This window comes from Escherichia sp. MOD1-EC5189, assembly GCF_002966045.1.
In the GTDB taxonomy this organism is placed as follows: domain Bacteria; phylum Pseudomonadota; class Gammaproteobacteria; order Enterobacterales; family Enterobacteriaceae; genus Escherichia; species Escherichia coli_F.
Window position 1 is genome coordinate 85,358 of record NZ_PTRX01000019.1, and the last position, 26,190, is coordinate 111,547.

A 26,190-nucleotide genomic window follows, 5' to 3' on the forward strand; every position below is an offset into this window, starting at 1 on the left:
GTCTCTCCTCGAAACTGGATTTGTGGAACGACGAACGAAGCAGTCGTCTGACTGCTTCGTTCGTTAAAATGAAATTTATTTCTGTGGACGCATCGCCGGGAAGAGAATAACGTCGCGAATAGTATGACTGTTAGTAAACAGCATAATCATTCGGTCGATACCAATACCCAGACCCGCGGTTGGCGGCAGACCATATTCCAGCGCAGTCACGTAATCTTCGTCATAGAACATGGCTTCGTCGTCACCTGCAGCTTTAGCGTTAACCTGTTCCTGGAAACGTTCCGCCTGATCTTCTGCGTCGTTTAATTCGCTAAAACCATTACCAATTTCACGACCACCGATGAAGAATTCAAAACGGTCGGTGATTTCCGGGTTAACATCATTACGGCGCGCCAGCGGTGACACTTCTGCCGGATATTCCGTGATAAAGGTTGGCTGAATCAGATGTGCTTCTGCCACTTCATCAAAGATCTCCGTGACAATGCGTCCCAGCCCCCAGCTTTTCTCTACCGTAATTCCGATAGATTCAGCTAATGCTTTAGCAGCATCAAAATTATCCAGGTCCGCCATATCGGTTTCTGGACGATATTTTTTGATTGCTTCGCGCATGGTGAGTTTTTCAAACGGTTTGCCGAAATCAAACACATGCTCGCCATAAGTGACTTTAGTGGTACCCAGTACCTCTTGTGCCAGAGTGCGGAACAGTGATTCCGTCAGTTCAATCAAATCGTGGTAATCCGCATACGCCATGTAGAGTTCCATCATCGTGAACTCAGGATTATGACGAACAGAAATACCTTCATTACGGAAGTTACGGTTGATTTCGAATACCCGTTCAAAACCACCTACAACCAGACGTTTCAGATATAGCTCCGGCGCAATACGCAGGTACATATCCAAATCCAGAGCATTATGATGGGTAATAAACGGGCGAGCAGATGCCCCACCTGGAATTACCTGCATCATTGGGGTTTCTACTTCCATAAAACCGCGAGCGACCATGAACTGACGGATAGCGGCCAGAATTTTTGAACGGACAACAAACGTTTGACGGGATTTATCGTTAGCGATGAGGTCCAGATAACGTTGACGATAACGGACTTCCTGATCCTGTAAGCCATGGAATTTATCCGGCAATGGACGCAGTGCCTTAGTCAGCAGGCGTAACTCAGTACAGTGAATGGAAAGCTCACCCGTTTGCGTCTTAAACAGCGTACCGCGGGCACCGATAATGTCGCCGAGGTCCCATTTTTTAAACTGATCGTTATAAACACCTTCTGGCAGGCTATCTCGTGCAACGTACAGTTGAATACGGCCACCGACATCCTGCAACGTTACAAAGGAGGCTTTCCCCATGATACGACGGGTCATCATTCGGCCAGCAACCGAGACTTCAATGTTTAAGGATTCCAGTTCCTGGTTATCCTTCGCATCAAACTCTTCGTGCAACTGGTCAGAGGTATGGTCGCGGCGAAAATCATTAGGAAACGCCACACCTTGCTGACGCAGTGCTGCCAGTTTTTCGCGGCGATTTCTCAGTTCATCGTTAAAATCAATAGCCTCATTGGCTCCCCGTGTTTCTCGTTCAGACATTTTGGTTCCTCTAAATCCAGCTTTCAATTTAGCGTAGATAAAGAGACAGATCGGTACACTGTATTATCTGCCTCGACTATTAATAACTCAGTTTATCTTATCGAAACTAACGCTTACCTCAAGTTGATATCACTAATAAATAACCATCAAAATGGTTTAAATGACTTATTAATCTCGATTTATTAGTGTGATAAACTGAAAGTTAATTTATTCATAACCAATTGTTTTTACGACAGTTAATCGTTGCTCTCCTGTATCATATTCGTCGGCGTGCTAAACAGAAAACGGACAGCAAAGGCCAATACCACGATGATCGCGACACAAGCCAACGTCCACTCTCCCATCTGAGAAAAGAATCGCTGGTAAGCTGCAATTGCCATACCGCTAATTTGCGACTCTGTCGTCTGCTGTGCCACGACGCCTGCCAGCCAGTTGGCGACCGCGCCTGTTGCCAGCATATAAATACCGGTTAATACGCCAGACATTTTCAGACGCGTGATTTGCGCAATCGCCACCGGGTCAATAAAGAGTTCAGCAAAGCCCATTAGCGCCAGCCCGGATATCATCACGCCCATTGACGCTTGACCGCCAGCCGCTGCATGTCGGGCATCAAATGCCAGCAACATAAAGCCACAAGCCATCAGCAGTAAGCCAAAGGCAAACTTCAGCCAGACGCGCAATGCTGAATTGCCGCGGCTTTCTGGCGACGCCAGCCAGGCCAGAACAACCCCAGCGAGCATCACTGCAATCGCATTCACTGACTGGAATAGCGCAGTCGGCACTTCAATATTGAATGCCTGACGATTCACAAAGCGATCGATAAACAAGCTGATGGTGCTGCCGCCCTGTTGTGCCAGTACCCAGAACAACGTTCCGACAAGCATCAACAATACTATTTGCCAAAGAGCACGACGGTGTTCGGGGTATTTGATCATCATGCGGGCAATGATTTGTGCAGCAATAAGGCAAACGATCGCCAGCAAATATCCGGACCAGTCGTTCTCCAGCAGTAGGGTAAAAAATACTGGGGCTAAACAGAGCATCACCACTAACCAGCTCCATACCGGTAAGGCAAATTTCACGCGAGTTAGCGCTTTTTTATCCATACTACGCGTTGACTGGAAATGACGATGACCGCTTAAGAAAATCAACAAACCGATAAACATGCCACCACCCGCAAGGGCAAAGCCAACATGCCATCCATACCACTGAGCAGCCAGACCGCAGGCGATGGGGGCTGCGATAGAACCGATATTGCCCGCAGCATACAGCAGCGAAAAACCGCCATCACGTCGATGATCGTTCTCGTCGTAGAGCTCGCCAAGCAAACAGCTGATGTTTGATTTGAATAAACCGTAGCCACAAATAATGATTGCCAGCGCCAGATACAGGCTAAAGGTTGAATTTGTATCAATGCCCAGCACTACATGGCCAAGGGTCATTAACAGCGCGCCGGCAATTACCGCAGTACGATTGCCGAGCAGGCGGTCGGCAAGCCAGCCGCCGAGAATAGGGGTAACGTAAACCAGAGATGCATATGCGCTGAACAGACTGATGGCATGGTTATCATCAAAACCAAGCTGATGGGTGAGGTAGAGAATGAGTAAGGCACGCATGCCGTAAAAACTGAAGTACTCCCAGATTTGGATCGCCACGATATAGTATATCGCGCGCGGCTGTGAGGGTGTTTTCATGTGTTCTCCTTATGAGCAAAAAAGGGAAGTGGCAAGCCACTTCCCTTGTACGAGCTAATTATTTTTTGCTTTCGTCTTTCAATACCTTAACGGTATAGCGACCATCAGCCTGACGGTATGCACCGTGAATATCGGTTTCAAAGCCCGGATAGTGAGCGCCGATTTCACACAGCATCTGCAGGAACTCCAGAACCGGACGGCTTTCTTCGGTGATCATTTCACCCGGCATTACCAGAGGAACTCCCGGCGGATACGGAAGGATCATATTGGCGTTAATACGACCTACCATTTCGTCGAGGTAAACTTCTTCGGTCATACCGTGCAGCTCTTTCTGGAACGCCGCATATGGAGTCATTACCATAGTCGGCAGCACTTCAAATGCGCGATACATCAGATCCGGCAGATTGTGGTGAACAATCAGTTTGTGGATATTCTGAGCCAGTTCCTGAATACGCATGTTTTCATAGAATTCAGGATCTTCACGATACAGAGACGGCAGCATGTTTTTCACACGCAGGTTCAGGTCGAACGCACGTTTGAAGTCAGTCAGAGCACGCAGCAGGCTCAATGCTTTGGTCTTATCAATACCGATGCTGAACAGGAACAGCAGGTTATACGGGCCGGTTTTCTCAACAACGATGCCATGTTCGTCGAGGTATTTCGCCACGATGCTGGCCGGAATACCAAAGTCGCTCATGGTGCCGTCTTTTTCCATCCCCGGGGTCAGCAGGGTGACTTTAATCGGGTCAAGATACATGTGTTCATTGTCGATGTTCTTGAAGCCGTGCCAGGAGCTGTCAGAACGCAGCGGCCAGCATTCAGTGGTATCGATATGATCCGGCTGCCATACATCAAAGAACCAGCCATCAGATTCCGTTCTCAGGCGTTTGATCTCTTTACGGAACTTGATCGCACGTTCAATGGAACCGTTGATCAGACGCTTACCAGCATTACCTTTCATCATCGCCGCAGCGGTTTCAGTGGACGCCACGATACCGTAGTGCGGAGAAGTGGTGGTGTGCATCATGTAGGCTTCGTTAAAGGTTTCTTCGTTTACATCACCTTTAACGTGGATCATGGAAGCCTGAGAGAACGCCGCCAGCAGTTTGTGAGTAGACTGGGTTTCGTAAATCACTTTCCCTTCTACACGGCCACCGCTCATACCGCATTTACCTTCGTAAATCGGTGAGAAGTTGGTGTAAGGCACCCACGCGGAGTCAAAGTGGATGGATTTCACATCCAGTGTTTTCTTGATGAAGTCGGTGTTGTACAGCAGACCATCATAGGTAGAGTTGGTAATTACAGCATGTACCGGCCAGGTTGCGTTTGGTGTTTCTTTCACGCGCTTAGCAATGGTAGCGTGCTGGAATTCACTCTGTGGGATACCACCAAGAATACCGTAAGCGTTACGGGTCGGGCGGAAATAGATTGGCGTAACATCGCTCATCATCATCAGGTGGGTCAGCGATTTGTGGCAGTTACGGTCAATCAGAATGGTGCTGCCTGCCGGAGCAGAGTACATACCAACAATTTTGTTCGCAGTGGAAGTACCGTTGGTCACCATGTAACTGCGGTCTGCGTTAAATACGCGAGCGATATACTGTTCTGCTTCTTTGTGTGGACCACTGTGATCCAGCAGAGAACCCAGTTCAGATACTGAAATGGAAATATCAGATTTCATGGTGTTCGGACCAAAGAAATCATAGAACAGGCTACCTACCGGGCTTTTCTGGAATGCAGTACCGCCCATGTGACCAGGAGTACAGAAAGTATATTTACCTTCACGAACATATTTAAACAGTGCTTTGGTCAGCGGAGGCAGAATAGTGTTGATATATTCGTCAGTGGTCTGCTTGATCTTGTTAGCAATATCATCAGCAGCACCCAGCGCATATTCAAAGAAGCTAATCTGTAAACGCAGGTCATTCAGGCTGACATCGAGAGTGGAATACGTATTAGCGAACGCGTACAACGGCAGGTTCTCGTTCATTTTGCTAATTTCTTCGCACAGCTCGAGATTATATTTATCCCAGTCAAAAATAACACCGCACAGACGCGCATTGTTTTCGATCAGTTTTAATAAGTCGTCACGGTCATTCGGGTAAACAATCTGGAAGTTCAGACGTTCAAGCGCGCGATGAAGTTCACGGATGGGTTCTTCTTTAAAATAAACCCCCATGTGATTCAATATTGCAATAACGTTCATAGTCATATCTCCAGGTAAAAAAGGCCCCTCCCAACACATGGGACAAAATGAAAGGAGGAGCCTCGGAAAATACTTTTAATTAATGTGCGTTAGACGCTGTGTGGTTATCCATTGAGTGGCTCTGGCGCTCGTGCATTTTGCGAGCGTAGAACATCAGGATAATCAGGCTGACGATGAAGGTACCTGCCAGCTCGAAGGAGCTTGCGCCCATCAGCGCGATGAAGCAGAACACGCAACCCAGTACAGAGCAGATCAGGCTGACAAAGTTGCGGATGTTAACGCCTTCAAAACGAATCAGGTCAACGCAAGAGTAGAAGTACGGCAGCATAGTCAGCAGTACTGCGATACCGGTCAGTTCACCGAACAGGTCAGATGCTTTACCACCGGCAGAGTTCATCAGAGTGATGAGGATCATCAGGGCAGTCATTTTCACTGCAGCCAGCAGCAGACCTTTTTTCGGAATACCGTTGCTGTCGACTTCACCATAAACTTTCGGGAAGTTACCGTCGTTAGCGGCACGCACACCTGCCTGACCTACCAGCATCATCCAGGAACCCAGAGAAGTCAGGCACGCAAAAGCGGTGAATGCAGAAACCATCGGCGCAGCCCAGTTACCCAGGATAGTAGAAGCACTGATTGCAAACGGAGCACCGGAGCCTGCCATTACAGAAGACGGATACATACCGGAAAGCACCTGAGTCGCAGCGATGTAAACAATACCTGCTAAACCAGTACCCAGCATGGTTGCCAGCGGAACGGTACGTTTCGGGTTTTTAACCATACCAGTACTTACCGCTGCGGATTCAACACCCACGAAGGCCCACAGGCAGAGCAGAATACTTTTAATGATCGCATGACCATCAGTAGTACCTGCGGTATTCCAGTTAGCAGCATAAGTTGCAGCATCAAACCAATGCCAGCCAACAATAGCAGTCATAACTACAGGAATAAGAACCAGCACCAGACCAATAGTGGTTAAACGGCTTACCCAGGTACCGCCGAGCATATTTACAAAGGTAAATACCCAGACGATAGCAATACAAGCGATACCCGCCGGAACAGGATCATTTAATACAGGGAAGAAGGTGGAAAGATAAGATACAGCGGTAATACCAATCGCCAGGTTACCAATCCAGTTAGCATGGTAATAAAGAACACCTGTCTGAAAACCAAATGCAGGAGAAATTTCTCCGGCATAAGCAATTGGGCCACCTTGTTGCGGGTTTTTTGTTGCCAGTCGGGCATATACATAAGCCAACGACATTGCACCAATAATAGAGATAATCCAACCCCAGATAGCAATACCACCGATACTTGCAAGGTTCGCAGGCAATAATGCAATGCCGCTCCCCATCATATTACCGGCAACAACACCGGTACAGGCAAATAGCCCGATCTTCTTGGCAGAACTCATGCTCTTCTCCTAATTTCATTTTTGAATTTGGAGTCCGGGTCATGATGCGTAACTATTTACTGACCAGACCAAACTGGCGACAAGATTACTCAAAAAAAAAGATTAATCCTAAAGATTAGGTGAAATAACACAAAAGTTTCTGTAAGTGAGAACTTGAGGTTTTTTATTAACACATCAGGATCGCAAGTTGATATCATGAAAAGATAAACATTCAATATTTACAATGAATTAAGAGATGTTTTTCGGTTAAATTTCTGTTATAAAAAATATGCGGCAAATAAATTGCCGCAACATATTATACCAACAGGAACATACAAAAACTCAACAACAAATATTGCCGAGCATAAATCAACTCGGAAGTCACTTATTCTGAAGCGAGAAATTTGTCGAGATAAGGTACAACATAAGGAACAGAAGTCTGGAATATACCATTTTCAATCCAGTAAAGGGTGTTTGCCCCTGGGCGTAAATTAAAGGCGGTGAGATATGCATCAGCTGCTTCCCGGTTCATCCCCTTCATTTCATAAACCTTGCCAAGCAACACATAATTTAGCCAGGACATTTCAAGATCAATGCCAGTATTTATCGCCTGGTAAGACTCATCTGTTTTACCTTTTACCAGAGCACTGACCGCTTTTATTTGATATATAATGGACAGGTTGTTCAATTCCGGCAGTGTAACAATGTTATCTATTTCTGTATTCAGTGCTGCTAATTGTTTTTCATCTAAAGGATGTTGAGAATGGCGCACGATATCAACTAATGCTTTTTCTGCTCTCGCGTAGGTAAATTCGGGGGATGATTGAACAATCTCACCTAGTAATTCACTGGCACGGTTCAATGATTTATCATCGCCATGCAGTAAATAATCATGAGCCTGATAAAAATTAGTTAATAACGCACCACGATGCGGCAAAATTTGCTGGAGCATCTCCTGCATTCGTTGTGGCCACGGTTGGTTTAACGCTTTTGATAAACTCTCCAGTAAATCATTTTGAATCGCCAGCTGATTACCGTTAGTGATGACATAACGTTTATCCAGCATGGTTGAACCATCTGCATTGTCTACCAATTTTACCGACATAAAGCATTGTTGAGCACGGTATTGGCGCTGATTAACAAACGCAATAGATAATGTTTTACCGGAACTGCTCGGTTCATCAATGTTGTAGTTGATTTTGTCATGCACCATAAAGGTGGAGAAGGTGTTAAGTGATGTCGCCACCAAATCACCCACGCCTATCGCGTAAGAGAGCTGATACGGGGAACTCCAGCTGTTACAACTTTTATTTACCATATTAATGTCAATATCGCGTGGATTGAGCAAAATACGCGATTTGCTCATAGGAAGACGTGTATCAAGACTTGAAAACGCTACCAGTGCTACACAGATACCTAACGACAACAGGAAAAAAAACCATACCCAAAAGGTAGTGAATCGTTTGCTTTTAACTGGGGATTGTTCAGGTGGTGTTGCGGTGTTTTGAATGTTAAGACTTTGGGAGGGAGAATCTGTGTCAGGAACCGCCTCTGGTATAGGGGGAGGCGAAGATAGCATTATTTCCTCTCCCTCTTCTTCGCTGTACCAGATAACCGGCACCATTAATTTATAGCCGCGCTTTGGTACAGTAGCGATATAGACAGGACTATCTTCATCATTATCTTTTAATGACTTACGTAGTTCTGAGATACTCTGCGTCACAACGTGATTGGTGACAATACTTCTCTTCCAGACATTATCGATAAGTTCATCCCTGCTAAGTACTTCGCCACTGTGTTGAGCAAAGAAAACCAGAAGATCGATTAATCTCGGCTCAAGGGTAAGTTGACGCCCATTGCGGCTAATTTGGTTTATGGACGGAGTAACAAGCCATTCGCCAACGCGAACTACAGGTTGTTGCATAATAGAAACTCATTCGAAAAGGGAATGGTTCAATGATAATTGCCATGACCTATTTTTACCATCTATAGATGGGTTTATTTACATATTATTGGTGAATGTAAGACGTTATTTTTACCCGCCATAAACTTCTTGATTACATAGTATTACGAAAGGAGTTTAATGAGCACCAGAAGTAATTTACCTTACCATCATTATTCATCATCTTTGCCAAAGAAAAATGTGCAGAAAATAATCCATGGAAAATTGCCCGGAGCGCTTACTATTTTAATGGATTGTTAGTCTTTGCATGAGCAAGCGGACTGATACATTTCTCTTTGTTCTCATTCAGAAAATCTCATCAGTCGGCGTTCTGCCCGAGGTTGTGCTTTATATATGTCATCGGCAACGATACCGTTAAGCTCTTGATGACATCATTTGATTTTCAACTGCATCACGCAGCCGCACGACATTTCGTGAGAGTCATTCATAGCTTAGGGATAAATTTCCCAGAGCTGGGGTATACCCGCAACATGCTGGCGATGTGGGAAAATTTGGTTGAGATTGTTAGAAATGATTTGAAGGCAGAACGCTTAAATCACATGGCGTCCTGAAACGAAAAACGGACCTCCGTGGAGGTCCGTTTATATGAATTTGGTGCCCGGACTCGGAATCGAACCAAGGACACGGGGATTTTCAATCCCCTGCTCTACCGACTGAGCTATCCGGGCAACGGGGCGCATTAAACCGTAATCTGCACATCTCGTCAACCTAATTTCAGTAAAAGCGATTCAACTGCTTAAGATTGCGGCAAATCGCTTCTTTTCTGTGTTTCTGTCAGGTCAGTGCGCCACCCTGGCGGCAGCGAGCGAAGCGCAGGATATCTTCTGCCAGCCGATGTGCGGTGTCGACATCCGCGTGGCTACGATTCACCAGCATTCGGCTTAAACAGCCTTCCAGCACCAGTTCCATCTGCTTTGCTACCATCGCCGGATCGTCAACTTCCAGCGTGGTTAACAGTTCGTGGGTGAAATCGTAGGCCGCGCTTTTTTGCTGATCGGCCAGTTGATGAATAGGGTGGCCAGGATCGGGATAAAACGTACAGGCAGCGATAAACAGACAGCCCGGATAGCGGTTGTTTTTAACGCACTCCGATAGCGCCTGATAACGCGCCAGCAGCTTTTGTTCGGCGGTTTGCGTTTCGTCCAGCATCAGCTGACGACGCCAGACATCTATCTGTTGGCTAAGATAGCGCAGCGCATCATAGAGGATTGCCTCTTTGTCTGGCCAGAAGCGGCGTAGCTCGTCCAGTGGATAATCCACACGTTCAGCAACCATCTCCAGCGTGGTGTTGGCAATCCCTTGTAATTCTAATAATTTCAGGGCTTCTCCCAGTACATCTTCACGTTGCACGCTATTTTCCTCCGTCTTTCCCACTGCAAGTGTCGTTCACGGTTGGCGATCGCGCAAATGTGCGCTGAAGGTTTCAGCATCCATAAAGCCCGTGACGCGTGCTTGTGGATGCTCCTGGCCTTGTCCGTCAAAAAAGAGAATTGTCGGTAGGCCAAGGACATTAAGATGCTTTAACAGCGCCACATCTTGGGCGTCGTTGGCAGTGACGTTGGCCTGAAGTAATACCGTGTCTGCTAACGCTTTTTGCACCTGCGGGTCGCTGAAGGTGTATTTCTCAAACTCTTTACAGGCGACGCACCAGTCGGCATAGAGATCTAACATCACTGGTTTGCCTTTGGCTTCAACGAGCGCCTGATTTAACTCATCTACCGTTTTGATTTGCGTAAAGTTGAGATGCGTCTGAGTTTGCGCGGTATGCGTCGCACCAAATGCCCAATCCTGAAGTGGGCGCACGCTAACCAATGCTGCTGCCAGCAGAATTATTTGCACTACGCTCATCCAGCCGCGTTTGGCCTGTAGGCTGGTGATAAAGGCCCAGCCAAAGAATGCGACACCAAGCGCCGACCACAAGCGTAATCCCCATATATCACCAATCACTCGCTCCAGCAGGAAGACCGGCAGTGCGAGGATCACAAAACCAAACGCGGTTTTGACTTGTTCCATCCACGGGCCGCTTTTCGGCAGCAAGCGGTTACCAAAGACGGTAATTAGCATCAGCGGCAGGCCCATGCCCAACGCATAGAGATAAAGCGTGCCGCCGCCCAGCCACATGTTCCCGCTTTGGGCGATATACAGCAGAATCGCGCTAAGCGGTGCGGTGGTGCATGGTGAACAGATCAGTCCGGCAATCGCCCCCATAACAAACACACCGCCAGGTGAGCCGCCCTGTTGGCGATTGCTCATCAGCGTGAGGCGCGTTTGCAGCGAAGAGGGGAGTTGCAGGGTAAACAAGCCAAACATTGACATCGCCAGCAAGGTAAAGACGATAGCGAGGCCAATGAGCACGTATGGGTGCTGTAGCGCCGCCTGGAACTGTAACCCTGCGGCGGCAACCACCAGACCCAGTGCCGTGTAAGTCAGCGCCATCCCCTGCACATAAATAAAGGTCAGCAACAATGCTCTGGCAGTGGAGAGCCGCTGTTTACCGCCCAGCACGATGCCAGAAATCAGTGGGTACATTGGCAGCACGCATGGCGTAAAGGCGATACCAATACCGATCAACAACGCCCAGAGCGCGGAAAAAGGCAATTGCGCGGTGGGCTGCTCTTGCTGCGGAACAGACACAAGCTGTGACGCTGCGTTGTTGGCGACCACTTCGCTTAACGGAACGGTTTTGGTTTCTGGCGGATAACAGAAACCAGCATCAGCACAGCCCTGGTAGGTGACAGTTAACGTCGCTCCCGCACTCGCCTGGTTGATGGTTACGGGAAGCGTCAGCCGATCGCGGTAAATCTCGCTTTTGCCGTAAAACTCATCTTCATGCCAGACGCCTTGCGGCAGCTGCACGTCGGCAATTTTCGCGTGTTCCGGCGTAATGCGGACCTGTTTACGGTAGAGGTAGTAACCGTCTTTGATCTGCCAGGTCAGATTCAGGTCATGTTGGTTTTGCTGAAAATCAAAAGCAAAGGCTTGATCCGCGGGGACAAATTGCGAACGTCCCGGCGCGTCGAATAATCCGGCAAAAACGGAAGTGCTGCAAAGTAGCAGGATCAGCGTAAAGATGCGTTGAGCCATGAGAGGTAATCTGTGTCTCCGTGTGTAACAGGTAAAACCAGAAGTTCCGGGGTTTGATATGGATGATGAGACTTCAGGCATTCCAGCAGTGCCTGCTGGTGAGATACGGTAGTTTTTAAAATCATCTGTACTTCGTATTCTTGCTCCAGCTTACCTTCCCAGTAATAGAGAGAGGTCGCGCCGGGGATCAAGGTCGCGCAGGCTGCCAGTTTTTCCGCCAGCACTTTGGCGGCTAAATCCTGGGCTGTCGCTTCATCCGGTGCGGTACATAGCACCACGACAGACACGGTATTCGAACTTTTTTCATCAAGCATAAACACCTCGCAAGAACAGATGGAACCGCAAGAGAGAGGTCACTATACAACGGACGGGGGAAGGATGTTAGTCGGCGGGAAAGAAAGCGGGGCCTGAAGCCCCGCGATTGGTCATTACAGCATGAAGCTACCCAGCACGAAGCCGAAGCAAACGGCCAGGGCAACACCCAGAGTACCCGGGATGAAGAACGGATGGTTGAAGACGAATTTACCGATACGGGTAGTACCCGTGTCATCCATCTGTACCGCAGCAACCAGCGTCGGGTAGGTCGGCAGAATGAACAGACCAGACACCGCAGCGAAAGAAGCAACAGCGGTCAGCGGAGAAACGTTCAGTGCCAGAGCCATCGGCATCAGTGCTTTTGCGGTTGCAGCCTGAGAGTACAGCAGAGCAGAAGCAAAGAAGAAGATGACGGCCAGCAGCCACGGATGACCCTGAATCACTTCACCAGCGGTATCTTTGATCCAGTCGATGTTGTTGGAAACGAAAGTATCGCCCAGCCACGCAACACCCAGGATACAAATACAGGCGCTCATACCTGCTTTGAAGGTGCTGGAGTTGAGGATGTTGTCGGTATCGACTTTACAGATAACGGTGGTCAGAGTTGCAACGCTGAGCATGATGATCAGGATTGCGTTGGTGGTGTTCATCAGCGGTTTTTCAACCAGACCCATGCTTGGGCTGTTGATGATTGCATAGATAACCACGCCAACTACGCCCAGCAGGAACAGCCAGACGGACGTTTTTGCACCGGATTTGATTTCAATCTGCTTTTCACCGCGCAGTTCAACCAGGCCCTCTTCCAGACGCTTGCGATAAATCGGATCGTCAGAGAGTTTGGAGTTGAACAGCATAGTGACCAGGAAGGACATCACCAGAACCGCCAGCAGGGTGGACGGGATGACCACGGAGAGCAGATGGAGGTAGCTGATGCCATGACCTTCCATCACGGAAGACATGTAAACCACTGCTGCTGAGATTGGCGATGCGGTGATCGCAATCTGCGCGGATACCACTGCAGTAGACAGCGGACGGCAAGGTTTAACGCCTTGTTCCTTCGCAACTTCAGCGATAACTGGCAGTGTCGCCAGAGAGATGTTGCCAGTACCAGCAAAGATAGTCAGGAAATAGGTCACGATCGGTGCGAGGATCGTGATGTATTTCGGGTTACGGCGCAGCAGCTTTTCTGTCTGATGAACCAGATAGTCCAGACCGCCAGCAACCTGCATGGCAGAAATAGCGGCGATAACCGCCATGATAATGGAAATGACATCGAACGGGATGTTACCGGGTTTAACGCCAATAGCGGCAAGAACCAGCACCCCCAATCCGCCTGCAAAACCAATACCTATTCCCCCCAATCTGGCGCCCAAGAAGATCGCCAGCAAAACTATGATGAGTTCTACAACTAGCATATTAGCCTTCCTTGTTTTTTAACAAGTTGATATTAGATTGTTATTTTTAAGTTACTGCTCACAAGAAAAAAGGCACGTCATCTGACGTGCCTTCTTTATTTGTACTACCCTGTACGATTACTGTTCGCTTTCATCAGTATAGCGTTTTGCTTTGTAAGCCGGGTGCATCAGATTCTGTACGGAGAAAATATCGTCAAGTTCCGCTTCAGTCAACAGACCGCGTTCCAGAACGACTTCACGTACACTCTTACCGGTTTCGGCACAGATTTTACCCACGATGTCACCGTTGTGGTGACCGATGAACGGGTTCAGGTAAGTAACGATACCGATAGAGTTGTAAACGTAACCTTCGCACACTTCTTTGTTAGCAGTGATGCCGTTAATGCATTTTTCCAGCAGGTTGTAGCAAGCGTTGGTCAGAATGTGAACGGATTCGAACATGGCCTGGCCAATGACCGGCTCCATAACGTTCAACTGCAGCTGACCTGCTTCTGCTGCCATGGTAACAGTGGTGTCGTTACCGATGACTTTGAAGCATACCTGGTTAACCACTTCCGGAACAACCGGGTTTACTTTAGCTGGCATGATGGAAGAGCCCGCCTGCAGTTCCGGCAGGTTGATCTCGTTCAGGCCGGCACGTGGACCAGAAGAGAGCAAGCGCAGGTCGTTACAGATTTTGGACATCTTCACAGCCAGGCGTTTCAGCGCGCCGTGAACCATAACATAAGCGCCGCAGTCAGAGGTCGCTTCGATCAGGTCTTCAGCCGGTACGCATGGGAAGCCAGTGACTTCAGCCAGTTTTTTCACTGCCAGCGGAGAGTACTCTTTCGGCGTGTTCAGACCAGTACCGATTGCTGTTGCGCCAAGGTTAACTTCCAGCAGCAGTTCAGCGGTACGTTGGATGTTTTTCACTTCTTCTTTCAGCAGGATGCTGAAAGCGCGGAATTCCTGACCGAGGGTCATCGGTACTGCGTCCTGCAGCTGGGTACGACCCATTTTCAGGATGTCCTGGAATTCGACAGCTTTACGTTCAAAGCCTTCACGCAGTTGGTTAATCGCATCTACCAGCTTAATCAGGGAAGAGTAAACTGCGATACGGAAACCGGTCGGGTAGGCGTCGTTAGTGGACTGACATTTGTTAACATGGTCGTTCGGGTTCAGGTACTGATATTCACCTTTCTGGTGACCCATCAGTTCCAGACCGATATTGGCCAGCACTTCGTTGGTGTTCATGTTTACGGAAGTACCTGCGCCGCCCTGGTAGACGTCTACCGGGAACTGATCCATGCATTTTCCGTTGTTCAGGACTTCATCACATGCGGCAATGATGGCATTCGCTACACTTTTAGGAATGGTTTGCAGCTCTTTGTTTGCCATAGCTGCGGCTTTTTTAACCATTACCATACCGCGAACAAATTCAGGAATATCACTGATTTTGTTGTTGCTGATATAGAAGTTTTCAATCGCTCTCAGAGTGTGAACACCATAGTAGGCATCAGCTGGAACTTCCCTGGTACCCAACAGATCTTCTTCGATACGAATGTTGTTTGACATGTGAACCTTCTTTTTCAAGCTGCCAATGATTTGCTTTAAACACACAGAATATATGTGGTTTCGAATGTTTTTCGACCGACGATTATCCCCTGCATCGACCGAATACCCGAGATCATATGCTGCTTGAGGATTTCTACCGTAATCTGGATCACTTTAAGTGTCGGTTTTTACCCCTTAATTATTAATTTGTGAAATAGATCACCGCTTTGGGATTACTACCAAAAATAGTTGCGCAAACATCTTGAAATTTTGCTAATGACCACAATATAAGCTGAACGCGATTCGCAACCCATTCAGGTAGCCGGGTTTAACCGGCTGCTATTACAGGAGAAACCTTTGCGCTGGTTACCTTTTATTGCCATTTTCCTTTATGTCTATATTGAGATTTCAATCTTTATTCAGGTTGCCCATGTATTGGGGGTATTGCTGACCCTCGTGCTTGTTATATTCACGTCAGTTATCGGTATGTCACTGGTACGTAACCAGGGCTTTAAGAATTTCGTGCTGATGCAGCAAAAAATGGCGGCAGGTGAAAACCCAGCGGCGGAGATGATTAAAAGTGTTTCGCTGATCATTGCCGGTTTGCTGCTTTTATTACCGGGCTTTTTCACCGACTTCCTCGGTCTTCTGCTTTTATTACCGCCGGTGCAAAAGCATCTGACAGTGAAGTTGATGCCGCATTTGCGCTTTTCTCGCATGCCAGGCGGCGGTTTTAGCGCCGGGACAGGTGGCGGTAATACTTTTGATGGTGAGTACCAGCGAAAGGATGATGAGCGCGACCGCCTTGATCATAAAGACGATCGCCAGGATTAATGCCGAAACGCCGGATTATGTGGTTATGCCATTTTCCGGCGTTTTTCGTTTTGGCAGAAACAGCCATAACCCCGCCAGCATGATCAGCGCATAGAGACTTTTCCAGCCGACCATTGCCAGTAACAGAACGCATAACAGCCCGCCAACCACCGCCAGTAGTCGATAACGTCCTTGCAATAATTTACAGCCAGCCAGCATGCATAACAGATAAATCATAATAAAGATGCCATTGGCATAAATAATAAGTGCGTCCAGATTGATCTCTAAAGCATGAATCACCAACGTGCTCACCACGCAGCAGCCGAGCACCGCATTGAGGGCATTATTCGGGATATGACGAGAAGAGAGGCGTGCCAGGTAGTGGTCAGGATTATGTTGCGCTTGTGACCAGACCAGGCGGGCGAAACTCTGTATATAAATGTTGAGACTGGCAAAGCAGGCCAGATAGCCAATCACGCAGGCAATCCATAATGCCCCTACACCGAACAGCTGCACCACAATTTTTGGAAGCGATGCTGCCGCCGCCATTTTTTCACCGTAGGCGTCAAAGTGTAAGACGACTACCGTACAGCCCCAGTAGACTAATCCTGCCAGCAGCAGACCAATCATCAACGCGCGAGGAAAATCACGCTCTGGATTTTTAAATTCCGAGGCAAGGTGGGCAAATGCTTCCAGACCGACAAAGCACCAGAACATCACTGATAACGCAGCAAATAACCCAGTAAGTTCGATATTACCTGGTGCAGGGAAGGGGATATTCGCAGGTTTGATATCGCCCGCCCACCAGATGGCGACAATTAGCGTGACGATAAGCCCGGCAATGACTGTTTGTAGATTAGCACTGGAACTGGCACCGCGCGTACCGATATACCACACCAGCGCCAGCGTACCGAGTTCTGCCAACAGCAGTTGCCAGCTATGCCAGCCAAACATTGCCTGGCCGAATCCGGCAGCAATTTGTAGCGCGGCAGGCAAACCTACGGGAATGACCGATAAAAACAGCCAGCCGGTGACTCGCTCAAGCCGCGAACCAAACGCCATACCGACGAAGTGTGCGACGCCGCCTGCACTGGGATAGTGGCGCCCCAGAATCGCAAACACAATCGCAATCGGGAACACTAAGATAATCAAAACGGGCCACGCCCACAGGCTGGTATTGCCTGCTACCAGTGCAGCTAACGCAGGAACGGCAAACACGCCAGTGCCTAATAATGACGTCGATAGCAGGCCGATGCCCTGGGCCAGCCCCAGTTCTTGTTTGAGTCCACTCATGGGTTGATGTCCGATTGCGCCCAAATCTTGGGCAACTGCGTAGATTTTCGATGGTAGCACAATCAGATTCGCTTATGACGGCGATGAATAAATTGCGATGAAATGTGAGGTGAATCAGTGTTTTCACCCGATTTTGTGCTGATCAGAATTTTTTTTCATTTTCCCCCTTGAAGGGGCGAAGCCTCACCCCCATTTCTCTGGTCACCAGCCGGGAAACCACGTAAGGTCCGGCGTCACCCATAACAGATACGGACTTTCTCAAAGGAGAGTTATCAATGAATATTCGTCCATTGCATGATCGCGTGATCGTCAAGCGTAAAGAAGTTGAAACTAAATCTGCTGGCGGCATCGTTCTGACCGGCTCTGCAGCGGCTAAATCTACCCGTGGCGAAGTGCTGGCTGTCGGCAATGGCCGTATCCTTGAAAATGGCGAAGTGAAGCCGCTGGACGTGAAAGTTGGCGACATCGTTATTTTCAACGATGGCTACGGTGTGAAATCTGAGAAGATCGACAATGAAGAAGTGTTGATCATGTCCGAAAGCGACATTCTGGCAATTGTTGAAGCGTAATCCGCGCACGACACTGAACATACGAATTTAAGGAATAAAGATAATGGCAGCTAAAGACGTAAAATTCGGTAACGACGCTCGTGTGAAAATGCTGCGCGGCGTAAACGTACTGGCAGATGCAGTGAAAGTTACCCTCGGTCCGAAAGGCCGTAACGTAGTTCTGGATAAATCTTTCGGTGCACCGACCATCACCAAAGATGGTGTTTCCGTTGCTCGTGAAATCGAACTGGAAGACAAGTTCGAAAACATGGGTGCGCAGATGGTGAAAGAAGTTGCCTCTAAAGCGAACGACACTGCAGGCGACGGTACCACCACCGCAACCGTACTGGCTCAGGCTATCATCACTGAAGGTCTGAAAGCTGTTGCTGCGGGCATGAACCCGATGGACCTGAAACGTGGTATCGACAAAGCCGTTACCGCTGCAGTTGAAGAACTGAAAGCCCTGTCCGTACCGTGCTCTGACTCTAAAGCGATTGCTCAGGTTGGTACCATCTCCGCTAACTCCGACGAAACCGTAGGTAAACTGATCGCTGAAGCGATGGACAAAGTCGGTAAAGAAGGCGTTATCACCGTTGAAGACGGTACCGGTCTGCAGGATGAACTGGACGTGGTTGAAGGTATGCAGTTCGACCGTGGCTACCTGTCTCCTTACTTCATCAACAAGCCGGAAACTGGCGCAGTAGAACTGGAAAGCCCGTTCATCCTGCTGGCTGACAAGAAAATCTCCAACATCCGCGAAATGCTGCCGGTTCTGGAAGCTGTTGCCAAAGCAGGTAAACCGCTGCTGATCATCGCTGAAGATGTTGAAGGCGAAGCACTGGCAACTCTGGTTGTTAACACCATGCGTGGCATCGTGAAAGTTGCTGCGGTTAAAGCTCCGGGCTTCGGCGATCGTCGTAAAGCTATGCTGCAGGATATCGCAACCCTGACTGGCGGTACCGTGATCTCTGAAGAGATCGGTATGGAGCTGGAAAAAGCAACCCTGGAAGACCTGGGTCAGGCTAAACGTGTTGTGATCAACAAAGACACCACCACTATCATCGATGGCGTGGGTGAAGAAGCTGCAATCCAGGGCCGTGTTGCTCAGATCCGTCAGCAGATTGAAGAAGCAACTTCTGACTACGACCGTGAAAAACTGCAGGAGCGCGTAGCGAAACTGGCAGGCGGCGTTGCAGTTATCAAAGTTGGTGCTGCTACCGAAGTTGAAATGAAAGAGAAAAAAGCACGCGTTGAAGACGCCCTGCACGCGACCCGTGCTGCGGTAGAAGAAGGCGTGGTTGCTGGTGGTGGTGTTGCGCTGATCCGCGTAGCGTCTAAGCTGGCAGACCTGCGTGGTCAGAACGAAGACCAGAACGTGGGTATCAAAGTTGCACTGCGTGCAATGGAAGCTCCGCTGCGTCAGATCGTCCTGAACTGCGGCGAAGAACCGTCTGTTGTTGCTAACACCGTTAAAGGCGGCGACGGCAACTACGGTTACAACGCAGCAACCGAAGAATACGGCAACATGATCGACATGGGTATCCTGGACCCAACCAAAGTAACCCGCTCTGCTCTGCAGTACGCGGCTTCTGTGGCTGGCCTGATGATCACCACCGAGTGCATGGTTACCGACCTGCCGAAAAACGATGCAGCTGACTTAGGCGCTGCTGGCGGTATGGGCGGCATGGGTGGTATGGGCGGCATGATGTAATTGCCCTGCACCTCGCAGAAATAAACAAACCCCCGGGCAGAAATGTCTGGGGGTTTTTCTTTTAGTCATCTTTCTAGTATAAGATTCAGACACGGACGACGCGAGTGGCGTCCAGCTCATTGATTATGGGGAATAACATGCACGTAAAATACTTAGCAGGGATTGTCGGTGCCGCGCTACTGATGGCGGGTTGTAGCTCCAGCAACGAATTGAGTGCTGCCGGTCAGAGTGTACGCATTGTGGACGAGCAGCCAGGCGCAGAGTGCCAGCTGATTGGTACTGCGACAGGTAAGCAAAGCAACTGGCTTTCCGGGCAACACGGTGAAGAGGGCGGTTCTATGCGCGGCGCAGCAAACGATCTGCGCAACCAGGCGGCAGCAATGGGCGGTAACGTGATTTATGGTATCAGCAGCCCGTCGCAGGGGATGTTGTCCAGTTTTGTCCCGACGGATAGCCAGATTATCGGCCAGGTATATAAGTGCCCGAATTGATGTGATTCAGAGGCTGGATGACTCCAGCCTCGCATTAGCAAAGATGAGATTATTTCGCTTGTGGTGCACTTTTGCTGATGGACTGAACACGTAAGTGATGCAGCGCGCGTAAGCATTGATCCTGGGTTAGCGGTTGGGTGTTATTTGCCGCTACGGTGCGAACATAGACCTGACATGGCACACCCGCGAGTTTTTTCAGTCTGGGGCTGAAATCAAGCATTCGGCGAGTGATCGCCTCCACTTCTTTACCCGGCGTTGCTTCACGCGTTTTCACCACCGCGCCGCTAAATTGCTCTTTGCCATTTTCATCTTTAAAGCGATAAAGCACTGCCAGATAATGGTTGAACAAGTTATGTTTCCATTCCGGTTGGGAATAGGTGTCATATTCCAGATTGCCATTGTCCTGGCAGTCAACGTCGTATAACGGCAGGAAATCTAAGAGTGAGGTAATACGTAATGCCAGTTCGCGCATTTCCGCATTATTAATTGCATGAATGATTGCTCGCGCCAGCATTTCAATCTGCAACTCATTGACGACTAACTCACATTTGCTACCGTCATGTAACGTTAATACGAAGCTAAGATTTTCGCCCTGATTATCGGTAAGTTCCAGCATATTAACTCGGCGATTAATATCGGCATTTTTAAGCTCATCAACCAGAATTTCTGGGATATTTTCTGCCATTTTCTTAATAACTTTATCGCGAGTCTGCTCATACTGAAGACGTGCATCAGCATCCAGTTTATGCTTTTGATGCAGACGGCTTTCCAGCGCAATCAGCAGGTCGCGCAGTTCCATGACAGACATAAAGAACAACGATTCTTTATTGCGAGGCTCTTTAATTTTCAGCGCCAGTGCAATGAAATTATTACTCTTGCGAATAACACCGGTATTAACTCCCTTGATGCTTATGGCCATGTAGGTTCTCCCTAACCATTTCTCAATTAAATAATTAATTTTAATTTATAAGCCAGATAAATGGGCTTGGTAGTAATAGTTGTTAAAATAACATAAATAGCCGTGCTCACTCTATATAAACAGAAAAGAAAGGTTAATTATTGGTGTGATCTATATAAAGAATAAAAATAGCAACGGATATGAATAATTAATGGTTAAGCAATGGGCACCGATTAAACTTTTCTGTTTAATGACAGATCACTGTTCTTGTGTGCGTTGCTCTTGCCGGATGCGGCGTAAACGCCCTATCCGGCCTACAGTTCATTGAAAATTCGTGCAATTTCAATGCACGATGTAGGCCTGATAGGCGTAGCGCATCAGGCGATTTTAGTGTTTAACTTCCCTGTTTAATCAGTTACTGCTGGCGTAGCTGGAGATCCAGTGGCGTTTTACTGGGTTCGCCGCCAATCTCGCGCGCCAGTTTCGGCACCATATATCCAGATACCAGCGTCAGCAACTCACGCATAATCTGCCGTGCTTCGTCATCACTCACCATAAAATGCGCCGCGCCCTGTACTTTATCGAGCACATGCAGGTAATACGGCATCACGCCCGCATCGAACAACGCATTACTCAGGTTTGCCAGCGTTTGTGCGTTATCGTTCACACCACGTAACAGAACGCTCTGGTTCAGCAAAGTAACGCCTACTCGGCGCAACTTAGCCATCGCCTGGCGGAATGTTTCATCTACCTCATTGGCATGGTTGATGTGATTCACCAGCAAGATTTGCAGCGTAGAATGTGAAAAGCGTTCAACCAGCGCATCTGTGATGCGTGCCGGAATCACAATCGGCAGACGGCTGTGAATCCGCAGACGTTTGATATGCGGGATGGCTTCCAGTTGTGTAAGCAACCAGTCCAGCTCGTGATCTTTCGCCATCAGCGGATCGCCGCCGGAGAAAATCATCTCGTCCAGTTCCGGATGCGCAGCAACATACTCAAGTGCAGTCTGCCAGTTACGCTTGTTGCCCTGATTTTCGGCATACGGGAAATGGCGACGGAAGCAATAGCGGCAATTTACCGCGCAGCCGCCTTTGACCAGCAAAAGCGCCCGGTTGTGGTATTTATGCAACAAACCGGGCACTACGCTGTGCTGTTCTTCCAGCGGGTCGGTGGAGAATCCGGGCGCGACGACAAACTCATCTTGCGAGGTAAGTACCTGACGCAAAAGTGGATCGTCCGGATTGCCTTTCTCCATGCGATCGATAAATGAGCGGGGTACACGCAGGGCAAACAGCTTTTTGGCGCTGCGTCCGGCCAACAGTTTTTCGTCCGCGTCTATATTCAAAAGACGCAGAAGTTCATCAGGATCGGTCACAACATCGGCAAGTTGCGTTAACCAATCTTCTCTGGATGGGGTATTTAGGGTTACAATATGCGCCATTTTGTGGCTTAGCTACCAATTAACAAATTTCAGAGGGCCTTATGGCAACGTACTATAGCAACGATTTTCGTGCTGGTCTTAAAATCATGTTAGACGGCGAACCTTACGCGGTTGAAGCGAGTGAATTCGTAAAACCGGGTAAAGGCCAGGCATTTGCTCGCGTTAAACTGCGTCGTCTGCTTACCGGTACTCGCGTAGAAAAAACCTTCAAATCTACTGATTCCGCTGAAGGCGCTGATGTTGTCGATATGAACCTGACTTACCTGTACAACGACGGTGAGTTCTGGCACTTCATGAACAACGAAACTTTCGAGCAGCTGTCTGCTGATGCAAAAGCAATTGGCGACAACGCCAAATGGTTGCTGGATCAGGCAGAGTGTATCGTAACTCTGTGGAATGGTCAGCCGATCTCCGTTACTCCGCCGAACTTCGTTGAACTGGAAATCGTGGATACCGATCCGGGCCTGAAAGGGGATACCGCAGGTACTGGCGGCAAACCGGCTACCCTGTCTACTGGCGCTGTGGTTAAAGTCCCGCTGTTCGTACAGATCGGAGAAGTCATCAAAGTGGATACCCGCTCTGGTGAATACGTCTCTCGCGTGAAGTAATGCGGTTTTGGTGCGGCCTGTTGGCTGCACCATCACTTATTCCGGTCAGAGATGATGAAACGCCTTATCGTTCTTGTTTTGCTTGCCAGCACGCTGCTCACGGGCTGTAATACCGCTCGCGGTTTCGGCGAAGATATCAAACATCTCGGCAACTCCATCTCCCGCGCTGCCAGCTAATTTTTCTTCTCTTCCGAAAAATCATCAGATTTCCATCATTTTTGGCGATGTTGTCTATTATTAATTTGCTATAGGCAAACATAAATAACATTACCTAAAAGGAAGACGTTATGGTGAAGAAGACAATTGCAGCGATCTTTTCTGTTCTGGTGCTTTCAACAGTATTAACTGCTTGCAACACCACGCGTGGCGTTGGTGAAGATATCTCTGATGGCGGTAACGCGATTTCTGGTGCAGCAACAAAAGCACAGCAATAAGCAATAACGGTACGACAGCTGTGTCGTGCCGTTTGTTTTTTTGCGATAGTCACTAAGGTAATAGTTGAAATTCCCCTGCCACCTGGCAAAATACCCGTTCAACCATCAGCTTTGCAGGACGACCTGCAAACGCCTCTTTTCACCGGGGACGGCCCCAATTCTCCGGAGCCTGATATGTCCTGGATTATCTTAGTTATTGCTGGCCTGCTGGAAGTGGTATGGGCCGTTGGCCTGAAATATACCCACGGCTTTAGTCGTTTGACGCCAAGTGTTATTACCGTGACGGCGATGATTGTCAGTATGGCGCTACTTGCCTGGGCGATGAAATCGTTACCGGTGGGGACGGCTTATGCCGTGTGGACGGGTATTGGCGCAGTCGGCGCGGCCATCACCGGCATTGTGCTGCTCGGTGAGTCCGCTAACCCGATGCGCCTGGCGAGCCTGGCGTTAATCGTATTGGGGATTATTGGCCTGAAACTTAGCACTCACTAACTACCGGGCTGCTGTACCCAAATAAACTTACTGACATCAAACCCTTCCCGGGTCGCGACTGCCAGCATCTCCTGTTTCACTTCGTCAGAAATGGTTGGCGTGCGGGAGAGTATCCACAGGTAGTCGCGATCCGGGCCGCAAACCAGCGCATGGCGGTATTCCCGATCAAGTGCAATGACGTTATAACCGCCATAGAAAGGGCCAAAGAATGACACTTTCAGCGCAGCGCGAGTTGGTGCGCCGGTAAAGTACGCTTTCCCTTCACTCTGCTGCCACATTTCTCTGTCAGGATTATAGCCTTTATTAATGACATTCAGGCCGCCATCATCCCGCAGACTATATGTTGCGGTGACTTTTTCCAGTCCACGTTCAAAGCGGTGATCAAAACGGGCAATCTCATACCAGGTACCGAGATAACGTTTGGCGTCGAAATTATTCACTACGGTCACGCCACGCGGTGGCGTAGGAGAGCTGCAGGCAACGACCAGAAATGCAGCTGTCGCTGCGGCAACGAGAGGGAGCAGGCGCATAAATGTTTCCTTACTGGTTTTTTTCTAAGTGTAGATGACAGCAAGGAAAAGCGGAGAAAAGGTCCGAAAATTCGGACCCGATGAAATTTTACTGTAGAGCGTTGAGAATCTGCCAGGCGGCGGCAACTCTCGCTGGATTGGGATAGTTTTTGTTAGCCAGCATCACAATGCCCAGCTCTTTTTCTGGAATAAACGCGACATAGCTACCAAATCCGCCGGTCGCCCCTGTTTTATGTACCCATGATGCGCGTACTGCAGGAGTTGGGGGCGTAATCGCTTTAACAGGTCGTGCCGCCAGCGCAGTTTTACTGTCGCTGCCGTTAATGACGCTGTCAGGATTTACCGGCCAGTCCAGCATTTCCCAGCCCAGGCCCTGATACATATCGCCGGTTTGCCAGTAGCGAGATTGTGCCAGTTGTATCCCTTGTTGAAGTGTTTTCTCATTGATATCACGGGGTTTTAAATTGCTTTGCACCCAGCGGGCCATATCTTCAATGGTCGACTTCACACCATAAGCTTCAGCGTCTAATGCCCCTGGCGAAACATGCACTGCCTTACCTTCGCGATATCCCCAGGCGTAATGCTTTTCTTCTGCGGGCGGCACATTAATCCACGTATGGTTGAGTTTGAGTGGCTGGAAAACACGAGTTTGCATCGCCTGTTCAAAGCTCAAATCGGATGGTTTCACAGCCAGTGCACCGAACAAACCAATACTGGCGTTGGCATACAGACGTTGTGTTCCTGGAGCCCATGCAGGCTGCCAGTTTTGATAGAAGCGCAGCAAGTCGCTTGAGGATTTAACATCATCCGGCACCTGTAACGGCAGGCCGCCAGCGGTATAGGTCGCAAGATGTAATAGTGTGATCCCATTCCACTGTTTAGCGGTAAGTTCAGGCCAGTATTTTGTTGCGGGATCGCTTAGGTTGATTTCCCTTCGCGCAATAGCGTCGCCACCAAGCACGCCCGTAAATGTTTTGCTGACCGAGCCTAACTCAAACAGCGTTTGCTGCGTGACGGGCTGCTTTTTATCTACGTCCGCATAGCCCCAGGTAAAGTAATAAGGTTTGCCCTGATAAATCACCGCCACCGCCATACCGGGGATCTTTTGTTGCTCTATAAGCGGGGTAATTGTGCGATGCACAATATCGTTGATTTGTTGAGGGGCAGCAAATGTGGAGCAAGAGGCGGTAATTAATAAGGCGCAGAGTGTCGTTTTGAACATAGGGTCTGGTTTCCATACAAAACGGCCCGCCATAGGCGGGCCGGATTTACATTGGCGATGCGTTAGATTGTAACGACACCAATCAGCGTGACAACTGTCAGGATAGCAGCCAGACCGTAGAAAACCCATTTGCCTGCAGGCACGTGGATTTTCAGATCGTGCATCGCGTGGTGCATACGGTGTAAACCACACCACAGTGGCAGAACGATCATCAGGAACAGGAATACGCGACCAATGAAGCTTTGCGCGAACGCCAGAACGCGCTCGTAGCTCAGCGCATCACCCGGAAACAGCCCCAGCGGCAGCAGAATACCCACCAGCAGGATCATCACCGGCGCAATAATTGCGCTCCACATACCACCGGCCCCGAAGAGGCCCCAGAATACCGGTTCGTCAGAACGCTTTGGATTTGGATTAATCATCTCAGGCTCCTTACCAGTACAGGGCAACAAACAGGATTACGATGGTGGCAACCACGGTTACCGCCCAGAGACTTTTGATAATTGGCTC

Annotated in this window: 24 protein-coding genes, 1 tRNA gene and 1 pseudogene; 8 read left to right on the forward strand and 18 right to left on the reverse strand. The window is 48.9% G+C overall.

Annotation, left to right across the window (positions count from 1 at the left end):
• Window positions 1-75: 75 nt before the first annotated feature.
• The 11 genes from lysS to aspA form a co-directional block, all read right to left on the reverse strand.
• Window positions 76-1,593, reverse strand: coding sequence for a lysine--tRNA ligase (gene lysS, locus ATB02_RS16830; protein WP_000003806.1), 1,518 nt, complete (start codon window positions 1,591-1,593; stop codon window positions 76-78).
• Between the two features lie 236 nt (window positions 1,594-1,829).
• On the reverse strand, window positions 1,830-3,287 hold the full coding sequence (dtpC, locus tag ATB02_RS16835) for a dipeptide/tripeptide permease DtpC (protein WP_105271929.1): 1,458 nt from the start codon (window positions 3,285-3,287) through the stop codon (window positions 1,830-1,832).
• 58 nt (window positions 3,288-3,345) lie between these two features.
• The gene (gene cadA, locus ATB02_RS16840) at window positions 3,346-5,493 is read right to left on the reverse strand and encodes a lysine decarboxylase CadA (RefSeq protein WP_032304339.1); all 2,148 of its coding nucleotides are present in this window, start codon (window positions 5,491-5,493) and stop codon (window positions 3,346-3,348) included.
• A 79-nt stretch (window positions 5,494-5,572) separates the two neighbouring features.
• A complete protein-coding gene (cadB, locus tag ATB02_RS16845; protein WP_000092915.1) occupies window positions 5,573-6,907 on the reverse strand; it encodes a cadaverine/lysine antiporter in 1,335 nt (444 codons plus the stop codon).
• Window positions 6,908-7,271: 364 nt separating this feature from the next.
• On the reverse strand, window positions 7,272-8,810 hold the full coding sequence (gene cadC, locus ATB02_RS16850) for a lysine decarboxylation/transport transcriptional activator CadC (protein ID WP_001187201.1): 1,539 nt from the start codon (window positions 8,808-8,810) through the stop codon (window positions 7,272-7,274).
• Between the two features lie 631 nt (window positions 8,811-9,441).
• A tRNA-Phe gene (locus ATB02_RS16860) sits at window positions 9,442-9,517 on the reverse strand.
• A gap of 106 nt (window positions 9,518-9,623) precedes the next feature.
• Window positions 9,624-10,199 (reverse strand): transcriptional regulator, encoded by a 576-nt coding sequence (locus ATB02_RS16865; RefSeq protein ID WP_001317578.1) that lies wholly within the window; start codon window positions 10,197-10,199, stop codon window positions 9,624-9,626.
• A gap of 36 nt (window positions 10,200-10,235) precedes the next feature.
• Window positions 10,236-11,933: a protein-disulfide reductase DsbD gene (gene dsbD, locus ATB02_RS16870; protein WP_032185730.1), complete on the reverse strand. Its 1,698-nt coding sequence runs from the start codon at window positions 11,931-11,933 to the stop codon at window positions 10,236-10,238.
• Window positions 11,909-12,247 carry a divalent cation tolerance protein CutA gene (gene cutA / locus ATB02_RS16875; RefSeq protein ID WP_032304347.1) on the reverse strand — a complete coding sequence of 113 codons (339 nt, stop codon included), beginning with the start codon at window positions 12,245-12,247 and terminating at the stop codon, window positions 11,909-11,911. Before cutA ends, dsbD begins: the two co-directional genes overlap by 25 nt.
• Before the next feature lie 114 nt (window positions 12,248-12,361).
• Window positions 12,362-13,663, reverse strand: a complete 1,302-nt coding sequence (gene dcuA / locus ATB02_RS16880; protein ID WP_000961959.1) for an anaerobic C4-dicarboxylate transporter DcuA — start codon at window positions 13,661-13,663, stop codon at window positions 12,362-12,364.
• A 117-nt stretch (window positions 13,664-13,780) separates the two neighbouring features.
• The gene (aspA, locus tag ATB02_RS16885; RefSeq protein WP_000069437.1) at window positions 13,781-15,217 is read right to left on the reverse strand and encodes an aspartate ammonia-lyase; all 1,437 of its coding nucleotides are present in this window, start codon (window positions 15,215-15,217) and stop codon (window positions 13,781-13,783) included.
• Window positions 15,218-15,553: 336 nt separating this feature from the next.
• Here aspA and ATB02_RS16890 point away from each other — a divergent pair, with 336 nt between their 5' ends.
• Window positions 15,554-16,030, forward strand: coding sequence for an FxsA family protein (locus ATB02_RS16890; protein ID WP_001267448.1), 477 nt, complete (start codon window positions 15,554-15,556; stop codon window positions 16,028-16,030).
• Window positions 16,031-16,045: 15 nt separating this feature from the next.
• Here the strand turns inward: ATB02_RS16890 and yjeH are convergent, their stop codons facing one another.
• Window positions 16,046-17,302 (reverse strand): L-methionine/branched-chain amino acid transporter, encoded by a 1,257-nt coding sequence (gene yjeH / locus ATB02_RS16895; protein WP_105271933.1) that lies wholly within the window; start codon window positions 17,300-17,302, stop codon window positions 16,046-16,048.
• 275 nt (window positions 17,303-17,577) lie between these two features.
• On the opposite strand from yjeH, the gene ATB02_RS16900 reads away from it, so the two are divergent.
• From ATB02_RS16900 to ATB02_RS16910, 3 genes are all read left to right on the forward strand, one after another.
• Window positions 17,578-17,871 carry a co-chaperone GroES gene (locus ATB02_RS16900; protein ID WP_001026276.1) on the forward strand — a complete coding sequence of 98 codons (294 nt, stop codon included), beginning with the start codon at window positions 17,578-17,580 and terminating at the stop codon, window positions 17,869-17,871.
• A 43-nt stretch (window positions 17,872-17,914) separates the two neighbouring features.
• Window positions 17,915-19,561 carry a chaperonin GroEL gene (gene groL, locus ATB02_RS16905; protein ID WP_105271930.1) on the forward strand — a complete coding sequence of 549 codons (1,647 nt, stop codon included), beginning with the start codon at window positions 17,915-17,917 and terminating at the stop codon, window positions 19,559-19,561.
• A gap of 137 nt (window positions 19,562-19,698) precedes the next feature.
• A complete protein-coding gene (locus tag ATB02_RS16910) occupies window positions 19,699-20,052 on the forward strand; it encodes a DUF4156 domain-containing protein (RefSeq protein WP_000558209.1) in 354 nt (117 codons plus the stop codon).
• Between the two features lie 49 nt (window positions 20,053-20,101).
• Here ATB02_RS16910 and ATB02_RS16915 read toward each other — a convergent pair whose 3' ends face one another.
• Both ATB02_RS16915 and epmB read right to left on the reverse strand, forming a co-directional pair.
• Window positions 20,102-20,971 carry a YjeJ family protein gene (locus ATB02_RS16915; RefSeq protein ID WP_032185732.1) on the reverse strand — a complete coding sequence of 290 codons (870 nt, stop codon included), beginning with the start codon at window positions 20,969-20,971 and terminating at the stop codon, window positions 20,102-20,104.
• A gap of 394 nt (window positions 20,972-21,365) precedes the next feature.
• Entirely contained in the window at window positions 21,366-22,394 is a 1,029-nt protein-coding gene (gene epmB, locus ATB02_RS16920) for an EF-P beta-lysylation protein EpmB (RefSeq protein WP_000940518.1), read from the reverse strand.
• Between the two features lie 41 nt (window positions 22,395-22,435).
• Here epmB and efp point away from each other — a divergent pair, with 41 nt between their 5' ends.
• From efp to sugE, 4 genes are all read left to right on the forward strand, one after another.
• Entirely contained in the window at window positions 22,436-23,002 is a 567-nt protein-coding gene (gene efp / locus ATB02_RS16925; RefSeq protein ID WP_000257278.1) for an elongation factor P, read from the forward strand.
• 51 nt (window positions 23,003-23,053) lie between these two features.
• Window positions 23,054-23,179, forward strand: a complete 126-nt coding sequence (ecnA, locus tag ATB02_RS16930; protein ID WP_000977757.1) for a lipoprotein antitoxin entericidin A — start codon at window positions 23,054-23,056, stop codon at window positions 23,177-23,179.
• 110 nt (window positions 23,180-23,289) lie between these two features.
• Window positions 23,290-23,436, forward strand: a complete 147-nt coding sequence (gene ecnB, locus ATB02_RS16935; protein WP_000239596.1) for a lipoprotein toxin entericidin B — start codon at window positions 23,290-23,292, stop codon at window positions 23,434-23,436.
• A 174-nt stretch (window positions 23,437-23,610) separates the two neighbouring features.
• Window positions 23,611-23,928 (forward strand): quaternary ammonium compound efflux SMR transporter SugE, encoded by a 318-nt coding sequence (sugE, locus tag ATB02_RS16940; RefSeq protein WP_000118482.1) that lies wholly within the window; start codon window positions 23,611-23,613, stop codon window positions 23,926-23,928.
• Here sugE and blc read toward each other — a convergent pair.
• From blc to ATB02_RS26465, 4 genes and pseudogenes are all read right to left on the reverse strand, one after another.
• The gene (gene blc / locus ATB02_RS16945; protein ID WP_001238369.1) at window positions 23,925-24,458 is read right to left on the reverse strand and encodes a lipocalin Blc; all 534 of its coding nucleotides are present in this window, start codon (window positions 24,456-24,458) and stop codon (window positions 23,925-23,927) included. The two genes, sugE and blc, sit on opposite strands and share 4 nt — an antisense overlap.
• A gap of 88 nt (window positions 24,459-24,546) precedes the next feature.
• Window positions 24,547-25,680: a BlaEC family class C beta-lactamase gene (locus tag ATB02_RS16950; RefSeq protein WP_105271931.1), complete on the reverse strand. Its 1,134-nt coding sequence runs from the start codon at window positions 25,678-25,680 to the stop codon at window positions 24,547-24,549.
• Window positions 25,681-25,742: 62 nt separating this feature from the next.
• Window positions 25,743-26,102, reverse strand: a complete 360-nt coding sequence (gene frdD / locus ATB02_RS16955; RefSeq protein WP_000609663.1) for a fumarate reductase subunit FrdD — start codon at window positions 26,100-26,102, stop codon at window positions 25,743-25,745.
• Between the two features lie 10 nt (window positions 26,103-26,112).
• Window positions 26,113-26,190 (reverse strand): annotated as a pseudogene (locus ATB02_RS26465) (fumarate reductase subunit FrdC); the annotation flags it as partial.

What these genes read in the sequence shown, in the direction of transcription:
- lysS (WP_000003806.1), bottom strand. Translation starts at nt 1,593, where the DNA reads ATGTCTGAACGAGAAACACGGGGAGCCAATGAGGCTATTGATTTTAAC.
- dtpC (WP_105271929.1), bottom strand. Translation starts at nt 3,287, where the DNA reads ATGAAAACACCCTCACAGCCGCGCGCGATATACTATATCGTGGCGATC.
- cadA (WP_032304339.1), bottom strand. Translation starts at nt 5,493, where the DNA reads ATGAACGTTATTGCAATATTGAATCACATGGGGGTTTATTTTAAAGAA.
- cadB (WP_000092915.1), bottom strand. Translation starts at nt 6,907, where the DNA reads ATGAGTTCTGCCAAGAAGATCGGGCTATTTGCCTGTACCGGTGTTGTT.
- cadC (WP_001187201.1), bottom strand. Translation starts at nt 8,810, where the DNA reads ATGCAACAACCTGTAGTTCGCGTTGGCGAATGGCTTGTTACTCCGTCC.
- dsbD (WP_032185730.1), bottom strand. Translation starts at nt 11,933, where the DNA reads ATGGCTCAACGCATCTTTACGCTGATCCTGCTACTTTGCAGCACTTCC.
- cutA (WP_032304347.1), bottom strand. Translation starts at nt 12,247, where the DNA reads ATGCTTGATGAAAAAAGTTCGAATACCGTGTCTGTCGTGGTGCTATGT.
- dcuA (WP_000961959.1), bottom strand. Translation starts at nt 13,663, where the DNA reads ATGCTAGTTGTAGAACTCATCATAGTTTTGCTGGCGATCTTCTTGGGC.
- aspA (WP_000069437.1), bottom strand. Translation starts at nt 15,217, where the DNA reads ATGTCAAACAACATTCGTATCGAAGAAGATCTGTTGGGTACCAGGGAA.
- yjeH (WP_105271933.1), bottom strand. Translation starts at nt 17,302, where the DNA reads ATGAGTGGACTCAAACAAGAACTGGGGCTGGCCCAGGGCATCGGCCTG.
- ATB02_RS16900 (WP_001026276.1), top strand. Translation starts at nt 17,578, where the DNA reads ATGAATATTCGTCCATTGCATGATCGCGTGATCGTCAAGCGTAAAGAA.
- groL (WP_105271930.1), top strand. Translation starts at nt 17,915, where the DNA reads ATGGCAGCTAAAGACGTAAAATTCGGTAACGACGCTCGTGTGAAAATG.
- ATB02_RS16910 (WP_000558209.1), top strand. Translation starts at nt 19,699, where the DNA reads ATGCACGTAAAATACTTAGCAGGGATTGTCGGTGCCGCGCTACTGATG.
- ATB02_RS16915 (WP_032185732.1), bottom strand. Translation starts at nt 20,971, where the DNA reads ATGGCCATAAGCATCAAGGGAGTTAATACCGGTGTTATTCGCAAGAGT.
- epmB (WP_000940518.1), bottom strand. Translation starts at nt 22,394, where the DNA reads ATGGCGCATATTGTAACCCTAAATACCCCATCCAGAGAAGATTGGTTA.
- efp (WP_000257278.1), top strand. Translation starts at nt 22,436, where the DNA reads ATGGCAACGTACTATAGCAACGATTTTCGTGCTGGTCTTAAAATCATG.
- ecnA (WP_000977757.1), top strand. Translation starts at nt 23,054, where the DNA reads ATGATGAAACGCCTTATCGTTCTTGTTTTGCTTGCCAGCACGCTGCTC.
- ecnB (WP_000239596.1), top strand. Translation starts at nt 23,290, where the DNA reads ATGGTGAAGAAGACAATTGCAGCGATCTTTTCTGTTCTGGTGCTTTCA.
- sugE (WP_000118482.1), top strand. Translation starts at nt 23,611, where the DNA reads ATGTCCTGGATTATCTTAGTTATTGCTGGCCTGCTGGAAGTGGTATGG.
- blc (WP_001238369.1), bottom strand. Translation starts at nt 24,458, where the DNA reads ATGCGCCTGCTCCCTCTCGTTGCCGCAGCGACAGCTGCATTTCTGGTC.
- ATB02_RS16950 (WP_105271931.1), bottom strand. Translation starts at nt 25,680, where the DNA reads ATGTTCAAAACGACACTCTGCGCCTTATTAATTACCGCCTCTTGCTCC.
- frdD (WP_000609663.1), bottom strand. Translation starts at nt 26,102, where the DNA reads ATGATTAATCCAAATCCAAAGCGTTCTGACGAACCGGTATTCTGGGGC.